Source organism: Cellulosimicrobium sp. E-16 (genome assembly GCF_049913115.1).
In the GTDB taxonomy this organism is placed as follows: domain Bacteria; phylum Actinomycetota; class Actinomycetes; order Actinomycetales; family Cellulomonadaceae; genus Cellulosimicrobium.
Window position 1 is genome coordinate 279,458 of sequence record NZ_CP183974.1, and the last position, 15,633, is coordinate 295,090.

Below are 15,633 nucleotides of genomic sequence, written 5' to 3' on the forward strand. Positions count from 1 at the left end.
CGCCCGCCCGTCCCACGACCTGACCCCGGGAGACACCGTGATCGCAACCGCCGCCCCGCTGGCGTTCCTCTGGTCCTTCTTCTCGACCATCCTGTACTCGGCGCTCGGCATCGTCCTGCTGCTGGTCACGCTCGTGGTCGCGAACAAGGTGTTCCGGCTCAACCTGCACCGCGAGCTCGTCGACGAGCACAACGTCGCGTTCGGCGTGATGATCGCGGGCCTCGCCGTCGCGATCGGCCTCATCATCGCGGGGACGATCAGCTCCTGACCGTGCTCGACCAGCAGGAGCTCCCGCCCGGCCGACCGCCCGAGGCCGCCGCGGACGGCTCGGGCGACGCCGCGCCCCCGGCCGGGCGGTCCGGCCACGCGCGCCGGATGGACCGTCCGACGGTCTTCGCCGCCGCGCTGCTCGTCGCCGTCGGCGGCCTCGTCTACGAGCTCATCCTCGGGACGGCGGCCTCGTACCTGTTCGGCGACTCCGTCGTCGCGTTCTCCGTCGCGACCGGGCTCACGCTGTTCGGCATGGGCCTCGGCGCGCTCCTCGCGCCGCGGCTCCAGCGCACCGCGGGGCTGAGCTTCGTCCGCAACGAGCTCGTGCTCTCGCTCCTCGGCGGGACGTCGGTGCTCGCGCTGTTCTGGGCGTACGCGTCCACCGAGCTCGCGTGGGTCGTGTTCGTCGTGCTGTCGCTCGCGATCGGCACGGCGATCGGCGTCGAGATCCCGCTGCTCGTCGCGGTCCTCAAGGAGCGAGGGAGCGAGGGCTCCGTCTCGCTGCTGTCGAAGGTGCTCGCGCTCGACTACTTCGGGGCGCTCGCGGCCTCGCTCCTGTTCCCGTTCCTCCTGCTCCCGTACCTCGGGCTGGTCCGCACCGCGTTCGCGGTCGCTGTGCTCAACGTCGCCGTCGCGGCGTTCATGCTCGCGCGCATGGGCCACCCGCCGCGGTGGACCGCGCTGGCCGCCGTCACGCTCGTCGTCCTCCTCGCGGGGTTCGCCGCGTCGTCGTGGCTCGAGACGCGCATCAGCGCGGGGATGTACCAGGACCCGGTCGTGGCGCAGGAGCGCAGCGCCTACCAGCAGGTCGTCGTCACCGCGTACCGCGGCGACACCCGCCTCTACCTGGACAACCAGCTCCAGTTCTCGTCCGTCGACGAGGCCCGCTACCACGAGACCCTCGCGCACGCGGCGATGACGTCCGTCGCCGCACCCGCGTCCGTCGCGATCCTCGGCGGGGGCGACGGCCTCCTCGCGCGCGAGGTGCTGCGGTACGACTCGGTGCAGGAGGTCACGCTCGTCGACCTCGACCCCGCGGTGACCGACCTCGCGCGCGAGAACCGGCTCCTCACCGACCTCAACGAGCACGCGCTCGACGACCCGCGCGTGAGCGTCGTCAACGCCGACGCCTTCCGGTGGGTCGAGGACACGTCGCAGACGTTCGACGTCGTGCTGGTCGACCTCGTGGACCCGTCGACCGAGCGCGTCGCCAAGCTGTACTCGCAGGAGTTCTACGGCATGGTCGCCGCGCACCTGCGGCCGGGCGGCGCGTTCGCGACCCAGGCGACGTCCACCTACTTCACGTCTGGCGCGTTCTGGCAGGTCGTGTCCACCGTCCGCGCCGCGGCCCCGGACCGCGCCGTCGTGCCGCTCACGGTCAACGTCCCGTCGTTCGGCGAGTGGGGCTTCGCGCTCTCCCTCCCAGCGGGCGGGGCGGTACCCGGGGCCGGCGAGCCCGACGACGTCCCCGGGCTCTTCGCGCGCACGCCGCTCCCCGAGGGCCTACGGTTCCACGACGCGGCGTCGCTCGCCGCGACCACGCACCTGCCCGCCGACAACCCGCCGCGCGACCTGCCGCCGTCGACCCTGCTGTCCCCGACCGTGCAGCGCACGTACCAGGAGGACATGCGCGCCTGGCGCTACTGACTCCCGAGCTGATGAAGGTGTGCAGATCGAGCACTGAGCGGTGTGCGCAGAGACTAGTACCAGGTGTGCGTATGGACTAGTAGACGATGTGCGTATGGGATGGTAGCGAGCGTCGGTGGTGGATATGCTCTCTCAATGGGATACCGCCGACGCGTGCTCGACGAGTTGCTTGACGAACTCCAGCCCGCTCTTGCCGCGACGTCGATCTACGGCCCCAAGGGCGTCGGCAAGACCGCTACGGCGCAGCGACGGGCGCGCTCTGTTCTTCGCCTGGACGATCCTGGTGACCTTCAGCGTCTTGAGGCCGACCCTCGACTTCTGACCACGCTCGCTGCGCCGCTCCTGATTGACGAGTGGCAGCGCTGGCCGGCCGTCTGGGACCTTGTCCGGCGTGCGGTCGACGAGGGAGCGCCCCGTGGCAAGTTCCTCCTCACCGGCAGTTCTGCGCCCAGGGGCTCTACCGTGCACAGCGGAGCCGGCCGGATCGTGGGGATGCGCATGCGCCCGATGAGTCTTCTGGAACGTGGTGTCACGGTTCCCGCCGTGAGCTTGGCTGCGCTCTTGGAAGGCGACGCGACGATTGATGGAGCGACGGAAGTCGGGCTCCGCGAGTACGCAGAAGAGATTGCAGCCTCAGGCTTTCCGGACATCCGAGCGGAAGCGTCTCCCCGGCTGCGACGCGTGAGGCTCGACGCCTACGTTGACGACATCGTCCAACGCGAGTTCGCGGAACAGGGCTACCCGGTACGCCGGCCAGAGGCGCTACGTGCGTGGCTCGCTGCGTACGCGGCAGCATCTTCGACGACGGCGAAGTACTCCGAGATCCTCGACGCCGCGACGCCCAATCATGGGGACAAGCCGGCGAAAGCCACTACGCTCGGCTATCGCGACGCGCTCTCGGGTCTGTGGCTCCTCGATCCCACTCCCGCGTGGACCCCTGGCGACAACAGGTTGTCGCGTCTGAGCCAGGCCTCCAAGCACCAGCTCGCCGACCCGGCGCTCGCTGCGCGCCTGCTCAACGTCACGGCGGAATCATTGCTCGTGGGTCGAGCTACGGCCGCCTCCCTGAGCCCCGAGCCGCTCCTGGGAACACTCTTCGAATCGCTCGTCACGCTCGACGTCAATGTCTACGCAACGCACTCGGAAGCAACGGTCAGCCACTTTCGCGACCTCAACGGTCGCCACGAGATCGACCTTGTCGTGACGGGCAACGACGATCGTGTCGTGGCCATCGAAGTCAAGCTGACCGCGGTACCCACGGACCGGGACGTCCGACACCTTCTCTGGCTCCGCGAACAGATCGGTGACCGGCTTGCCGACATGCTCGTCGTCACGACCGGGGAACATGCGTACCGGCGCCGGGACGGGGTCGCCGTGGTCCCGGCAGCGTTGCTCGGACCATGAGGGCACGATGTCACCCCGAGGTGGTCGCGGTGACGCCCTCCAGCGCGTCGAGCGCCGCGAACGGGTCGTCCGGGCGGGAGGGGTCGGGGCTCGTCGCGACGAGCACGACGCTCGACACCCCGCCCGCGCCGAGCTCGGCGAGCCGGGCGCGGAAGGCGTCGGGCGGCCCGACGATGGCGAGCGCGTCGACCCAGGCGTCCGGCATCGCGGCGGCGAAGGCCCCGGGGGAGTCGCTCGCGTCGCGCACTGCGCGGAAGTCGTCGGCGAACGGCAGCGGGTCGATCTGCGCCGACCAGTCCGCCTCGCCCAGGACGGCGAGGTGCGGCCGGACGATGGCGCGGGCGGTCGCGACGTCGTCGTGCACCGCGCCGAGCGAGAAGGCGACGACGCGGTGCTCCGGCGGGGCGGCGTCGCCGGCGCTCGCCCGCCCGGCGTCGATCGCGGCGCGCGCGACGGCCAGGTACTCCGGGGTCACGGGCATGTCGAGGATCGTCCCGTCAGCGACGCGGCCCGAGACCTCGAGCGAGCGCGGGCCGCGCACCCCGGCGAGCACCGGGGGCGGCGAGGCGGGCGGGGCGTGCAGCGCGAGGTCGTCGACCGACACGTACCGGCCGGCGACGGTGACGCGCTCGCCGTGCAGCAGGGCGCGCACGGCCGACGTCGTCTCCTCGAGCATCGCGAGCGGGCTCGCGGGCCAGACGCCGATCTGCCGCATCCACGCGGGCATGCCGTGCCCGATCCCCAGGTGCAGGCGGCCGGGGTGCAGGGCGGCGAGGGTCGCGGCCTCCATCGCGGCGGTCGACGGCGCGCGCGTCGCGGCGGGGAGGATCCCGATGCCCACGGTCAGCCGCTCGGTCGCGGCGAGGACGGTCGCGGCCTGCGCGATCCCGCCGTGGAACGTGAGGTCCTCGACGACCCACACCTCGTCGAGGCCCACCTCCTCGGCGCGCCGCGCGAACGGCACGATCTGGTCGGCGGGCAGCTCGCGCGGCAGGATCACGCCGAGCGCGGGGGTCGTCGAGGTCGCCATACCGCGACCGTACTCTGACAGCGCTCCCACCTGCGAGGCCGCTCGGGGACGACCCGCAAAGCCCTGGCCGTCGGCGGGGCGCGGCGCCTACCGTCGAGGCATGACCGCGCTCGACGACGCCGCCCTCACCGCCCTCGACGCCCACCTGCGGGCGGCGGCCGACGCCGACGCGTTCTCCGGAGTCGTGCGGATCGAGTGCGACGGAGAGCCGCTGTTCGAGCGCGCGTACGGCGTCGCGTCGCGCCGGTGGGGCGTCCCCGTCCGGACGAGCACGCGGTTCGACGTCGCGTCCGTGACCAAGCTCTTCACCGCCGTCGCGGTGCTCCAGCAGGTCGGGGAGGGGCGGCTCGGGCTCGACGACCGCATCCACGACCACGTCGACCTCGCGGGCACGACGATCCCGCGCGAGGTGACGATCCGGCACCTGCTGACGCACACGTCGGGCATCGCGGACGACGCCGACGAGGAGGCGGGCGAGTCGTACGAGGCGCTGTGGGTGGACCGGCCCATGTACTCCGTGACGCGCACGGAGGACTTCCTCCCGGGGTTCGTCCACAAGGACCCGAACTTCCGGCCCGGCGAGGGGTGCCGGTACTGCAACGTCGGCTTCGTCCTCGCCGGGCTCGCGCTGGAAGCCGTCACCGGCACGACCTACCGCGAGTACGTCCGCGAGCACGTGTTCGCCCGCGCCGGCATGGACCGCTCCGGGTTCTTCCGCATGGACGAGGCCGAGCCCGACGTGGCGGAGGGCTGGGAGCCCGTCCGCGAAGGCCCGGAGGACGAGGGGCCCGTCACCGGGTGGCGGCAGAACATCTACTCCTACCCGCCCGTGGGCTCGCCCGACGGCGGCGCGCACGTCACCGCGCGCGACCTGGCCCGGTTCTGGGCGGCGGTCCGCGGCGGTGAGCTCCTGCCGCCCGACCTCACGCGCGCGTTCCTCACGCCGCAGGTCAAGCACGACGACGGCGACACGGACGAGACGGACGACAAGGACGCGGAGGGCGTGGAGCGCGCGGCGAGCGTGCACTACGGGTTCGGGCTCGAGTTCGAGCTCCTCGCCGACGGCGCCGTGCGCTCCGCGTACAAGGAGGGCATCAACACCGGGTCGAGCGCGATGCTGCGCCACTACCCCGACCCGGTGCCCCCCACGGACACGACCGACGCGCTCCCGCCGGCCGGGGCACAGGGCGTGACGGTCGTCGTCGTGTCCAACGGCGAGGCCGGCGCCTGGGAGCCGGTCCGACGGATCGACGCGCTCGTCCGCGGCTGACCGGGCCGAGCCGGCCGACCGGGTGACGGGCAGCGACGGCACCGACGCCGTTCACGAGAGCGCGGCGACTGCCTTCTCGATGCGGCGCTGCCTGGTCTCGGCGGCCTTCGCCGACTCGACGGGCTCCACGATCGCTCGCTGCCGCGAGAACGAGAGGGCGTCGAACGACTCCCGAACGCCCGCCGCGTCGAGCGCGCGAGCGAGGTCGTCCGGGACGGGCAGGCCCGTCGTCGTGCCGCCGCTCGCCTCGACCGTCGTGGTGATCCGCATGCGCTCCTCCTCGGGGTCGTCCGGGCGCTCCCGGCGCCCCCACGAGACCTCCACACGGTCTCGAACTCATCGGCCCTCGGCCACCCGGTCGCTCGCCTAGGCTCGGGGACCATGCCCTCCGGACTCTCCGCCGCCCTCTCGGCCGCCCTGCCCGCCGCGTCGACGGCGGAGCCCGCGCTCGACGGCGTCGCCGGATGGGCCGTGAACCTCATGGAGACGCTCGGCCCGGTCGGGGCCGCGATCGCGATCGCGCTCGAGAACCTGTTCCCGCCCTTGCCGAGCGAGATCATCCTGCCGCTCGCGGGCTTCACCGCGAGCCAGGGCAGCTTCGGGCTCGTCGAGGCGATCGTCTGGACGACGGCCGGCTCGATCGTCGGGGCGCTCGCGCTCTACGCCGTGGGAGCGATCATCGGGCGCGAGCGCACGCGCTGGGTCGCGGAGCGGCTGCCGCTCGTCAAGGTCGCGGACGTCGACCGCACCGAGCAGTTCTTCCTCAAGCACGGCGGCGCGACCGTCTTCTTCGGCCGCTTCATCCCGATCTTCCGCAGCCTCATCTCGATCCCGGCCGGGGTCGAGCGCATGCCGCTGTGGAAGTTCACCGCGCTCACCGCAGCGGGCAGCGCGGTGTGGAACACGATCTTCGTCTACGCCGGGTACGCGCTCGGCGAGCAGTGGCACGTCGTGGAGGAGTACGCCGGCGTGCTCCAGAAGGTCGTCATCGCGGTCGTCGCGGCCGCCGTCGTGTGGTTCGTCGTGACGCGCGTCTGGCGCTGGGTGCACGACGACGAGCGGCCCGCCCACGCGCGTGGCGGACGGTCGTCGGCGCCGGCGCGCGACGACGCCTGAGCTTTCCCGCCGCCTGAAGGCCCGACGCCCGGCCCTTCGGGGCGGGCGCCCCCGCTGCGTCCCGAGGCCGGTCGCCCGCGCGGTCGGGCTGAGCCTGACGGATGATCGGAGCGTGCCCGACGAGACACCCCGCCCGAGCGCGCCGCCGAGCCAGTCCTCGAGCGCGTCGTCCGGCGCGTCCCGGGGCGCGCCGCGTGCCGCGCTCGTCGCGACCGGTCGACACTCCCCGCTCGCGGCCCAACGTCACCGCGTGCGCGTCCGCCGGGTCGCCGCGACCGTCGTCGTGGTCCTCGCGGTCCTCTCGCTCGTGGGCCTCGTCGCGCGGCGGTTGTGGGTACGGCTCTCCCTCTACCAGGACCTGATCCCGGGGCTCGAGGCGAGCAGCCACGCGTCGAGCATCCTCCTGGTCGCCGTGGTCCTGTTCCTCACGGCGCGCGGGCTGCGCAACGGGCACCGGCTCTCGTGGCTCGTCACGTGCGTGGTCCTGGGGGTGACGGCGGTCGTCCACCTGCTGCACCACCGGCACGCGCTCCCGGCCGTCGTCGTGCTGCTCGCCGTCGGGTGGCTCCTCACCCAGTGGCGCGCGTTCCCCGTGCTGCCCACGCGGCGCGCGGTGCGCCGGGCGGTGCTGCTCCTCGTCGCGATCGGCGTCGCGCTCGTCCTGGTCGTCGTGGGCGTCGCCGTCGTGCTCGCGGCGCGCGACGCGGGCGACGCCGAGCTGGAGAGCGCGGCGCGCGTGCTCGCCGCGGTCGCGACGGTGCTCAACCTCGTGCTCGTGGTGCTCGTGCTCTGGTGGCTGCTCTCCCCGCGGTCGCCCAGGCCCGCGACGCCCGCCGAGCACCTGGCCGAGCGGGAGAAGGCGCGTGCCGTCGTGGCCGTGCACGGTGGTGGCACGCTCGACTACTTCGCCCTGCGCGACGACAAGGACTGGTTCTTCGTCGGCCACGGGGTCGTCGCCCACTCGGTGCGCAACGGCGTGTGCCTCGTCTCGCCCGACCCGGTGTGCCCGGCCGACGAGCGCGAGCTCGTCTGGGCCGAGTTCCTCGACCACGTGGGGCGCAACGGGTGGAAGGTCGCGGTCGTCGCGGCGGGGGAGCCGTGGCTGCCCGTGTACGAGGCGTCGGGTCTGCTCCCGGCCTACCTCGGCGACGAGGCGACCGTCGACTGCCCGTCGTTCTCCCTCGAGGGCAAGGCCCACAAGTCCTTGCGCCAGGCCGTGAACCGCGTCGCACGCGCCGGCTACACGACGACGTTCCACGACCCCACGACGCTCGACCCTGCGCTGCGCAGCCAGATCGTCGCGATGAGCGACGAGTCCCGGCGCGGCGAGGACGAGCGCGGGTTCTCCATGACGCTCTCGCGCCTGTTCGACCCGCACGACGCCGGGCTCATGCTCTCCGTCACCCGGTCCTCGGAGGGGCGCGTGGACGCGTTCTGCCAGTGGGTGCCCGCGAGCGACATCGACGGCTGGTCGCTCGACGTCATGCGCCGCCGCCTCGACGTGCCCGACCTGCCGAACGGCCTCGTGGACGCGACGATCGTCGCGACGATCGCGGGGCTCGTCGCGCGGGGCCAGCGCGGGCTGGGCCTCAACTTCGCCGTCCTGCGCGAGCTCATGGAGGGCGAGCGCGACTCGCGGCTCGACCAGCTCGTGCGTCCGGTCGTCAAGAGGTTCTCCGAGGGCACCCAGGTGGAGACGCTCGCGACGTTCAACGACAAGTTCGACCCGGGCTGGACCCGCCGCTACGTCGTCCTCGACTCGGCGGAGCAGGCGGCCGCGCAGGCGCTCGTCATGGCCGGCGCGGAGGGCGTCACCGAGATCCCCGTGATCGGTCGGTTCCTGCGCGGGGTGGGCGCCGCCCCGGCAGAGTCCGCACCCGCCGCGACGACGGCCGCACCCGCGGCACCCGGGAACGAGGCCCCGTGATCCTGTCGCTGCTCGCCGCCGTCGCCGCGAGCGTCCTGTACGCGGTGAGCACGATCATGCAGGCCGTGGCGACGCGTCGGGCGCACGGCCTCGCGGCCGTCGCGCAGCCGCTCGTCATCGGCGGGCTCGTGGTCGACGGCGTCGCGTGGCTCCTCTCGCTGCTCGCCCTCGACCATCTGCCGCTGTTCGTCGTGCAGGCCGTCGTCGCGGCGTCGCTGGTCGTCGTCGTGCTGCTCGCCCGGCTCGTGCTCGGCGCGACGCTGCGCCGCACGGACCTCGTGGCCATGGGTGTCGTGGTGGCCGGGCTCGTCGTGCTCGCGCTCGCCGCGGGCGAGCAGCCCGCGACGCACCCGCCCGCGGGGTTCGCGACGTGGGTCAACGTGGCCGGGGCCGCCGTCGCGGTCGGAACGGCCGCCGCCTACCGGCGCGGGCACCCCCTGCTCCTCGCCGTGCTCGGCGGGCTGGGCTACTCCGTCGCCGCCGTCGCCGCGCGCGGCGCCCACGCGTCCGGCGACCTGCTCGACACGGTGTTCCAGCCGCTGGCGGTCGCGATCGTCCTCGGCGGCGTCGCGGGCGCGCTCGCGTACCTGCGCGCGCTCGAGCGCGGCGCCGTGGGCACCGTCGCCGCGACCGTGTCCGTCCTCGAGGTGCTCGTGCCGGGGGTCGTGGGGCTCGCGGTGCTCGGCGACGTCGTGCGGCCGGGCTGGGCCGTCCCCGCGGTGCTCGCGACGCTCGCCGCGGTGGGCGGCTGCGTCGTCCTCGCGACGAGCCCGGCGAACGCCGCCGCGGAGGAGTCGGCCCCCGCTGCCGCGACCCCGGAGACGACCTAGGGTGGGCCGGGTCGATCCGCCGAGCTCGGGTTCGCTCCCCACGCGCACCGCTTCCTGAGGAGACGTCCCGGGTTCGGCACCGAGGGAGGAGCACGATGCGCACACCCCTGGACGTCCTCACGCTCGACGAGCTGCGCCGTCGGACGTCGGTGAAGTGGCGGGCGTTCGACCCCGACGTGCTGCCGCTGTTCGTCGCGGAGATGGACGTCGCGCCGTGCGAGGCCGTGGTCGACGCCGTGACGGCGGCGCTGCGTGCGGGCGACACCGGGTACGACGTCGGCGCCACCTACGGCGAGGCGTACGCGCGGTTCGCGGAACGCCGGTGGGGCTGGTCGTTCGACGCGTCGACGTCGCGCACGCTGCCCGACGTGATGCTCGCGATCGTCGAGGTGCTGCGCGTCCTCACGGCCCCGGGCGACGCGGTCGTCGTGAACCCGCCCGTGTACCCGCCGTTCTACGGCTTCACCGCGAACGAGGGACGGCGCGTCGTCGACGCGCCGCTGGGCACCGACGGGCGGCTCGACCTCGACGCGCTCGAGCGCGCGTTCGCCGACGCGACGGGCGCCGCCGCGAACGGGCGTGGTCCCGGGAGCGGGCGTCGCGCCGTCTGGCTCGTGTGCAACCCGCAGAACCCCACCGGGACGACGCACACGCCCGCCGAGCTCGAGGCGGGGCTCGCGCTCGCCGCGCGGTACGGGGTGCGCGTCGTCGCGGACGAGATCCACGCGCCGCTCACCCGCCCAGGGATCGACGGGCGCCCCGCGACGACCCACACGCCGCTCCTCGCCGTCCCGGGATCGGAGCAGGCCGTGGCGATCGTCTCGGCGTCCAAGGCATGGAACCTGCCGGGGCTCAAGGCCGCGGCCGCGGTCGCCGGGCCGGGCGCCGCCGACGACCTGCGGCGGATCCCCGAGGAGGCGAGCCACGGCGTGCAGCACGTGTCGGTGCTCGCCCACGTCGCCGCGCTCGACCGCGGCGAGGCGTGGCTCGACGCCGTCCTCGCGGGCGTCGAGCGCAACGCCTGGCTCCTCGCCGACCTCCTCGCGGAGCACCTGCCGCAGGTCGGCTACCGCCCCGGAGAGGCGACCTACCTCGCGTGGCTCGACTGTCGAGGGATCGACGACGTCCCCTCCTCCGACGGCGTCCCGGCGCCTGGGCAGGACCCGCGCGGCTGGTTCCTCGACCGGGCGCGCGTCGCGCTGGAGGACGGGCGCCGGTTCGGCCCCGGCGGCGAGGGGCACGTGCGGCTCAACCTCGCGACCGGCGTCGACGTGCTCACGGAGGCGGTCGGGCGCATGGGGGAGTCGGTGCGCGCGGCGGTCTGAGCGACGTGCCGGCCTGCCGAGACGCAACCGCCCGATGACTCCGCGCCGCCCGACCGGTCAGCACACCGACCGACGACCCACCACCCTTCCGGAGGACCGCATGCCGTTCGAACCCGTCGCTCTCGACCGCACGTTCACCGCGCCCGTCGGCGTCGACGTCAAGGGCGACACGTGGCCCTGCGTCGAGGTGCCGGAGGCGCGCGAGCTCTTCGGGACGCTGCGGTCCGTGCGGGTCGACGCGACCGTCGACGAGGTGCCGCTGCGCAACGTCGGTCTGATGCCGACCGGCTCCGGCGGCCTGATGCTGTCGCTCAACGCCGCCGTGCGCAAGCGTCTCGGCAAGGACGTGGGCGACACCGTGACGGTGCACCTCGAACGTCGGCTGAGCTGACGGCGCACAGTGATCAGATGACCCCCTGGTGATTCGGGGGCAACTTCCCGACATCGTTGCGCGAAGGCCGGGCACGTACCTAAGATACATTCGATGAATCTGGTCCGCGGCGGTTCCGTCAACGAGGAGGGAGGCCCCGTGCCCGGTCACGACGTCGTCGATGCCCACCACCACCTCTGGGTCCGCTCGCGGACACCCCAGGACTGGATCGACTCGGTCACGATGGCGGCGATCGACCGCGACTTCGTCCCCGCCGACCTCCCCGCCGTCGCGCACGGCGTGAGCGCGGCGGTCGTCGTCCAGTCGGCGAGCCGGTGGACGGAGTCCGCGGAGCTGCTCGCGACGTGCGCCTTGCCGGAGGGGCGCGCGGCCCGGTTGGCGGGCGCCGTCGTCTGGGCCGACCTCATCGCCCCGGACCTCGCCGAACGCCTCGACGCGCTGCGCGCGGGCCCCGGCGGTCGGTACCTCGTGGGCGTGCGCACCATGCTCCAGGCCGAGCCCGACCCCGCGTACCTCGACCGGGCCGACGTGCGCCGCGGCGTCGCCGCCGTGGGCGCCGCCGGGCTCGCGTTCGACCTCGTCCTGCGCGACCACCAGCTCCCCGCGGCGGCACGGCTCGCGGACGCGCTCCCCGACGTCCCGTTCGTGCTCGACCACCTCGGCAAGCCCCGGCTGGACGGCCGGGCCGCGGCGGGACCCGACGAGGACCGGCTCACCGCCTGGCGCCACGACGTCGCCGCGCTCGCCGCCCTGCCGAACGTCACGGCGAAGCTGTCCGGCCTCGTCACCGAGGCCCGCTGGGACGCGTGGACCCCGTCCGACCTGCGGCCCGCCGTCGACCACGCGCTCGACGTCTTCGGTCCGGCACGCCTGATGTTCGGCTCCGACTGGCCCGTGTGCCTGCTCGCGAGCGACTACGGCCGGTGGCTCGAGACCGTGCGCGGGCTGCTCGCGGACCTCGCCGCCGGCGAGCGCGACGCCGTGTGGGGCGCCACCGCGCGCCGCGTGTACGGGCTCCCGGCGGTCGCCACCGCCGGTGCCGTGGCCGACACCCGACCACCAGCACGCACCCGAGACTGAGGAGAGGCTCCCCGTGACACCACCGACCAGCCCGCCGCCCGAGCTCGACGGCGTGCGCGCCGTGGTCACCGGCGGTGCGTCCGGCATCGGCGCCGCGATCGTGACGGCGATGCTCGCGCGGGGCGCGCGCGTCACCTCGGTCGACCGCACGACCGACGGCGTGCCCGACGGTGCCCACGCCGAGGTCGCCGACGTCACCGACGACGCCGCCGTCCGCGCCGCGGTCGACGCCGCCGCCACGGCGATGGGGGGCATCGACGTCGTCGTGAACAACGCCGGCATCGGCGCCCAGGGGACGGTCGCCGACAACGACGACGCCGAGTGGCTGCGCGTCCTCGACGTCAACGTGCTGGGGATCGTGCGCGTCACGCGCGCAGCGCTCCCGCACCTGCGGGCGTCGGACCGCGCCGCCGTCGTCAACACGTGCTCGATCGCGGCGTGGACGGGGCTCCCCGCCCGGGCGCTGTACTCCGCGTCCAAGGGCGCGGTCCAGGCCCTCACGCTCGCGATGGCCGCCGACCACGTGCGCGAGGGCATCCGCGTGAACTGCGTGAACCCCGGCACGGTCGACACCCCGTGGGTCGGACGCCTGCTCGACGCCGCGGACGACCCGGCCGCCGAGCGCGCCGCGCTCGAGGCGCGGCAGCCCACGGGCCGGCTCGTCAGCCCCGAGGCGGTCGCGCACGCCGTCTGCTACCTGGCGAGCCCGCTCGCCGCCGCGACGACGGGCGAGGCGCTCGCGGTCGACGGCGGCATGCACAACCTCCGGGTGCGGCCGCCCGCGGCGTCATGACCATGGAGCAGGCCGGCGCGACCGCGCCGGCGTCGAGCCTGCCCACCCGCCTGGTCCGCGACACCGCCGTGCGGCTGACGTCGCTCGGGTACGGCGCGGCGCAGGCGGGCAACCTCTACCGGCCCACGTCGGACGCCGAGACGGCCGCCGCGGTCGACACGGCGTGGGACCTGGGCGTGCGCTACTTCGACACCGCGCCGCACTACGGGCTCGGGCTCTCCGAGCGCCGGCTCGGCGCCGCGCTGCGCGACCGCCCGCCGGCCGAGCGCGTCGTGTCCAGCAAGGTCGGGCGGCTCCTCGTCCCGTCGCCGGAGACGGCGCACCAGAAGGACCCGGACCTGTTCGACGTGCCCGCAGACCAGCGCCGCGTATGGGACTTCACGCGGGACGGCGTGCTCCGGTCGCTCGACGCGACCCTCGCACGGACGGGACTGGACCGGGTCGACGTCGTCTATCTCCACGACCCCGACGAGCACTGGGACGTGGCCACGCGCGAGGCCGTCCCCACGCTCGTCGAGCTGCGCGACCAGGGCGTCGTCGGGGCGGTCGGCGCCGGGATGAACCAGTCCGCGATGCTCGCGCGGTTCGTGCGCGAGACCGACGTCGACGTCGTCATGTGCGCCGGGCGGTTCACGCTCCTCGAGCAGCCCGCGCTCGCCGACCTGCTGCCCGTCGCCCTGGAGAGGGACGTCGCCGTCGTCGTCGCGGGCGTCTACAACTCGGGCCTGCTCGCGCGCGACGTCCCGCCCGACGACGCCACGTACGACTACGCGCAGGCGTCCGCCGCGCTGCTCGACCGCACCCGACGGACCGCGGCCGTGTGCGCCGACCACGGCGTCACGCTGCCCGAGGCGGCGCTCGCCTACGTCCGTCTCCACCCCGCCGTGGCGAGCACCGTCGTCGGGCTCCGGTCGCCCGACCAGGTGCGCCAGGCGTACGAGCGGCACACCGCCACCGTCCCGGACGCGCTCTGGGACGCGCTCGTGCGCGCCGGGCTCCTGGCCGAGGGCGCCTCGCCCGCGGCGTTCGCGCGTCCCTGACCCCTCCCCGAGAAAGAGGACCTGATGCACCTGCTCCGCCTGGGGCCGCTCGGCCACGAGATCCCCGCCGTCGCCGTGGACGGCGCCACCTACGACCTGCGGTCCCTGACCGCCGACATCGACGGCGCGTTCCTCGCCGCGGACGGCGTCGCGCGCGTGCGCGAGGCGCTCGCCGCAGGGGTGCTGCCCGTCCTCCAGCACCCGGAGCGGCTGCGCCGCGGCGCGCCGGTCGCGCGGCCCGCGGCCGTGATCTGCATCGGGCAGAACTACGCCGCGCACGCCGCGGAGTCGGGGGCCGAGCCGCCGTCGACCCCGATCGTGTTCCTCAAGCACCCGAACACGGTCGTCGGCCCGGACGACACGCTGCCCGTCCCGCCGGGCGCCGAGAGGCTCGACTGGGAGGTCGAGCTGGGCGTCGTGATCGGCCGCGCGGCCAGCTACCTCGCGTCCCCCGAGGAGGCGCTCGCGCACGTCGCCGGGTACACGGCCGTCGACGACGTGAGCGAGCGCGCCTGGCAGCTCGACGAGTCGCTCGGCCAGTGGTCCAAGGGCAAGTGCGGGCCGGGTTTCGCGCCCACGGGCCCGGCGCTCGTGCCCGCGGACGAGCTCGACGCCGGGGACCTGCAGCTGCGTTCGTGGGTCAACGGCGAGCCGCGGCAGGACTCCACGACCGCGGACATGATCTTCGACGTCGCCTACCTCGTGTGGCACCTGTCGCAGTACATGACGCTCGAACCGGGAGACCTGATCTGCACCGGGACGCCGCAGGGCGTCGCGCTCTCGGGCCGGTTCCCGTACCTGCGCGACGGCGACGTCGTGGAGGTCGAGATCGCCGGGGTCGGGCGCCAGCGGCACGCGGTCGCGGACGCCGTCGTGCCGGCCGCCACCCCGGCGGAGGGGGCGCTCGACCCGGCCGTGGTCGCGCGGTGACGGACCCGTGCTGCGCTACCCGCTGCTGCACCCGGGCCTGATCGGCGCGCTCGCGGGCGCGGGGCACGGCTCCCGCGTCCTGCTGGCGGACGCCAACTACCCGCACTCCACGGGCGTGCGTCCCGGGGCGCCCCGTGTCCACCTCAACCTGCGGCCAGGGTTGTTGACGGTCGACCAGGTGCTGGAGGTCCTGCTCGACGCGGCCCCCGTCGAGTCCGCGGCCGTGATGGTCCCGTCGGGGGCCGAGGGGGACGTGCTCGCGCGCGGCGCGGAGGTGCCCGCGCACGCGGGGTACCGCGCCGCGCTCGCCGCGGCGTCGCCGTCGGCCGGGTGGCGGGAGCTCGACCGGTTCGCGTTCTACGACGTCGCGCGGGGTGACGACGTCGCGCTCCTCGTCGCGACCGGGGACGAGCGGGCGTACGCGAACCTGATGCTCACGGTGGGTGTGCGGGAGGGCTGAGCCCCCTATGGTTCGATGAATCATCGGATGTTGAGTGCACTTTGCGGCGATTGAGCACGGGAACTACCGCCACAACTCGCGAATTGTGGCCCAGACTCTTGAAATGCATCGGATGTCTGC

General features: G+C 74.2%; 16 protein-coding genes. 14 read left to right on the forward strand and 2 right to left on the reverse strand.

The window, feature by feature from the left end:
- Positions 1 to 37: 37 nt before the first annotated feature.
- The 3 genes from ACN9MS_RS01285 to ACN9MS_RS01295 all read left to right on the forward strand — a co-directional run bounded on the left by ACN9MS_RS01285 (position 38) and on the right by ACN9MS_RS01295 (position 3,321).
- Positions 38 to 268 (forward strand): DUF350 domain-containing protein, encoded by a 231-nt coding sequence (locus ACN9MS_RS01285; RefSeq protein WP_087470639.1) that lies wholly within the window; start codon positions 38 to 40, stop codon positions 266 to 268.
- 2 nt (positions 269 to 270) lie between these two features.
- Complete coding sequence (locus tag ACN9MS_RS01290) at positions 271 to 1,917, forward strand: polyamine aminopropyltransferase (protein ID WP_426310371.1); 1,647 nt, start codon at positions 271 to 273, stop codon at positions 1,915 to 1,917.
- Between the two features lie 153 nt (positions 1,918 to 2,070).
- Positions 2,071 to 3,321, forward strand: coding sequence for an ATP-binding protein (locus ACN9MS_RS01295; protein ID WP_426310372.1), 1,251 nt, complete (start codon positions 2,071 to 2,073; stop codon positions 3,319 to 3,321).
- Between the two features lie 10 nt (positions 3,322 to 3,331).
- On the opposite strand, the gene ACN9MS_RS01300 is transcribed toward ACN9MS_RS01295, so the two are convergent.
- A complete protein-coding gene (locus tag ACN9MS_RS01300) occupies positions 3,332 to 4,351 on the reverse strand; it encodes an LLM class flavin-dependent oxidoreductase (RefSeq protein WP_426310373.1) in 1,020 nt (339 codons plus the stop codon).
- Between the two features lie 100 nt (positions 4,352 to 4,451).
- Between ACN9MS_RS01300 and ACN9MS_RS01305 the strand changes: the two genes are divergently transcribed.
- Positions 4,452 to 5,621 carry a serine hydrolase domain-containing protein gene (locus tag ACN9MS_RS01305; protein ID WP_426310374.1) on the forward strand — a complete coding sequence of 390 codons (1,170 nt, stop codon included), beginning with the start codon at positions 4,452 to 4,454 and terminating at the stop codon, positions 5,619 to 5,621.
- 51 nt (positions 5,622 to 5,672) lie between these two features.
- On the opposite strand, the gene ACN9MS_RS01310 is transcribed toward ACN9MS_RS01305, so the two are convergent.
- Positions 5,673 to 5,891 carry a YdeI/OmpD-associated family protein gene (locus tag ACN9MS_RS01310; protein WP_426310375.1) on the reverse strand — a complete coding sequence of 73 codons (219 nt, stop codon included), beginning with the start codon at positions 5,889 to 5,891 and terminating at the stop codon, positions 5,673 to 5,675.
- 111 nt (positions 5,892 to 6,002) lie between these two features.
- Between ACN9MS_RS01310 and ACN9MS_RS01315 the strand changes: the two genes are divergently transcribed.
- The 10 genes from ACN9MS_RS01315 (at position 6,003) to ACN9MS_RS01360 (ending at position 15,513) form a co-directional block, all read left to right on the forward strand.
- A complete protein-coding gene (locus tag ACN9MS_RS01315; RefSeq protein ID WP_426310376.1) occupies positions 6,003 to 6,737 on the forward strand; it encodes a DedA family protein in 735 nt (244 codons plus the stop codon).
- A 112-nt stretch (positions 6,738 to 6,849) separates the two neighbouring features.
- Positions 6,850 to 8,664 (forward strand): bifunctional lysylphosphatidylglycerol flippase/synthetase MprF, encoded by a 1,815-nt coding sequence (locus ACN9MS_RS01320; RefSeq protein WP_426310377.1) that lies wholly within the window; start codon positions 6,850 to 6,852, stop codon positions 8,662 to 8,664.
- Entirely contained in the window at positions 8,661 to 9,494 is an 834-nt protein-coding gene (locus tag ACN9MS_RS01325) for a hypothetical protein (protein ID WP_426310378.1), read from the forward strand. Before ACN9MS_RS01320 ends, ACN9MS_RS01325 begins: the two co-directional genes overlap by 4 nt.
- Before the next feature lie 95 nt (positions 9,495 to 9,589).
- The gene (locus tag ACN9MS_RS01330) at positions 9,590 to 10,819 is read left to right on the forward strand and encodes a MalY/PatB family protein (protein WP_426310379.1); all 1,230 of its coding nucleotides are present in this window, start codon (positions 9,590 to 9,592) and stop codon (positions 10,817 to 10,819) included.
- Positions 10,820 to 10,919: 100 nt separating this feature from the next.
- Positions 10,920 to 11,210, forward strand: coding sequence for a DUF1905 domain-containing protein (locus ACN9MS_RS01335; RefSeq protein WP_426310380.1), 291 nt, complete (start codon positions 10,920 to 10,922; stop codon positions 11,208 to 11,210).
- Positions 11,211 to 11,303: 93 nt separating this feature from the next.
- On the forward strand, positions 11,304 to 12,290 hold the full coding sequence (locus tag ACN9MS_RS01340) for an amidohydrolase family protein (protein WP_426310381.1): 987 nt from the start codon (positions 11,304 to 11,306) through the stop codon (positions 12,288 to 12,290).
- Positions 12,291 to 12,303: 13 nt separating this feature from the next.
- Entirely contained in the window at positions 12,304 to 13,083 is a 780-nt protein-coding gene (locus ACN9MS_RS01345; RefSeq protein ID WP_378232994.1) for an SDR family NAD(P)-dependent oxidoreductase, read from the forward strand.
- Between the two features lie 2 nt (positions 13,084 to 13,085).
- Positions 13,086 to 14,123, forward strand: coding sequence for an aldo/keto reductase (locus tag ACN9MS_RS01350; RefSeq protein ID WP_426311792.1), 1,038 nt, complete (start codon positions 13,086 to 13,088; stop codon positions 14,121 to 14,123).
- 24 nt (positions 14,124 to 14,147) lie between these two features.
- The gene (locus ACN9MS_RS01355) at positions 14,148 to 15,053 is read left to right on the forward strand and encodes a fumarylacetoacetate hydrolase family protein (RefSeq protein WP_426310382.1); all 906 of its coding nucleotides are present in this window, start codon (positions 14,148 to 14,150) and stop codon (positions 15,051 to 15,053) included.
- Positions 15,054 to 15,060: 7 nt separating this feature from the next.
- Positions 15,061 to 15,513 carry an RbsD/FucU domain-containing protein gene (locus ACN9MS_RS01360; protein ID WP_426310383.1) on the forward strand — a complete coding sequence of 151 codons (453 nt, stop codon included), beginning with the start codon at positions 15,061 to 15,063 and terminating at the stop codon, positions 15,511 to 15,513.
- Positions 15,514 to 15,633: the final 120 nt, after the last annotated feature.

Coding starts and splice junctions, on each gene's coding strand:
- ACN9MS_RS01335 (WP_426310380.1), top strand. CDS start 10,920: ATGCCGTTCGAACCCGTCGCTCTCGACCGCACGTTCACCGCGCCCGTC.
- ACN9MS_RS01310 (WP_426310375.1), bottom strand. CDS start 5,891: ATGCGGATCACCACGACGGTCGAGGCGAGCGGCGGCACGACGACGGGC.
- ACN9MS_RS01355 (WP_426310382.1), top strand. CDS start 14,148: ATGCACCTGCTCCGCCTGGGGCCGCTCGGCCACGAGATCCCCGCCGTC.
- ACN9MS_RS01305 (WP_426310374.1), top strand. CDS start 4,452: ATGACCGCGCTCGACGACGCCGCCCTCACCGCCCTCGACGCCCACCTG.
- ACN9MS_RS01330 (WP_426310379.1), top strand. CDS start 9,590: ATGCGCACACCCCTGGACGTCCTCACGCTCGACGAGCTGCGCCGTCGG.
- ACN9MS_RS01340 (WP_426310381.1), top strand. CDS start 11,304: ATGAATCTGGTCCGCGGCGGTTCCGTCAACGAGGAGGGAGGCCCCGTG.
- ACN9MS_RS01315 (WP_426310376.1), top strand. CDS start 6,003: ATGCCCTCCGGACTCTCCGCCGCCCTCTCGGCCGCCCTGCCCGCCGCG.
- ACN9MS_RS01350 (WP_426311792.1), top strand. CDS start 13,086: ATGGAGCAGGCCGGCGCGACCGCGCCGGCGTCGAGCCTGCCCACCCGC.
- ACN9MS_RS01300 (WP_426310373.1), bottom strand. CDS start 4,351: ATGGCGACCTCGACGACCCCCGCGCTCGGCGTGATCCTGCCGCGCGAG.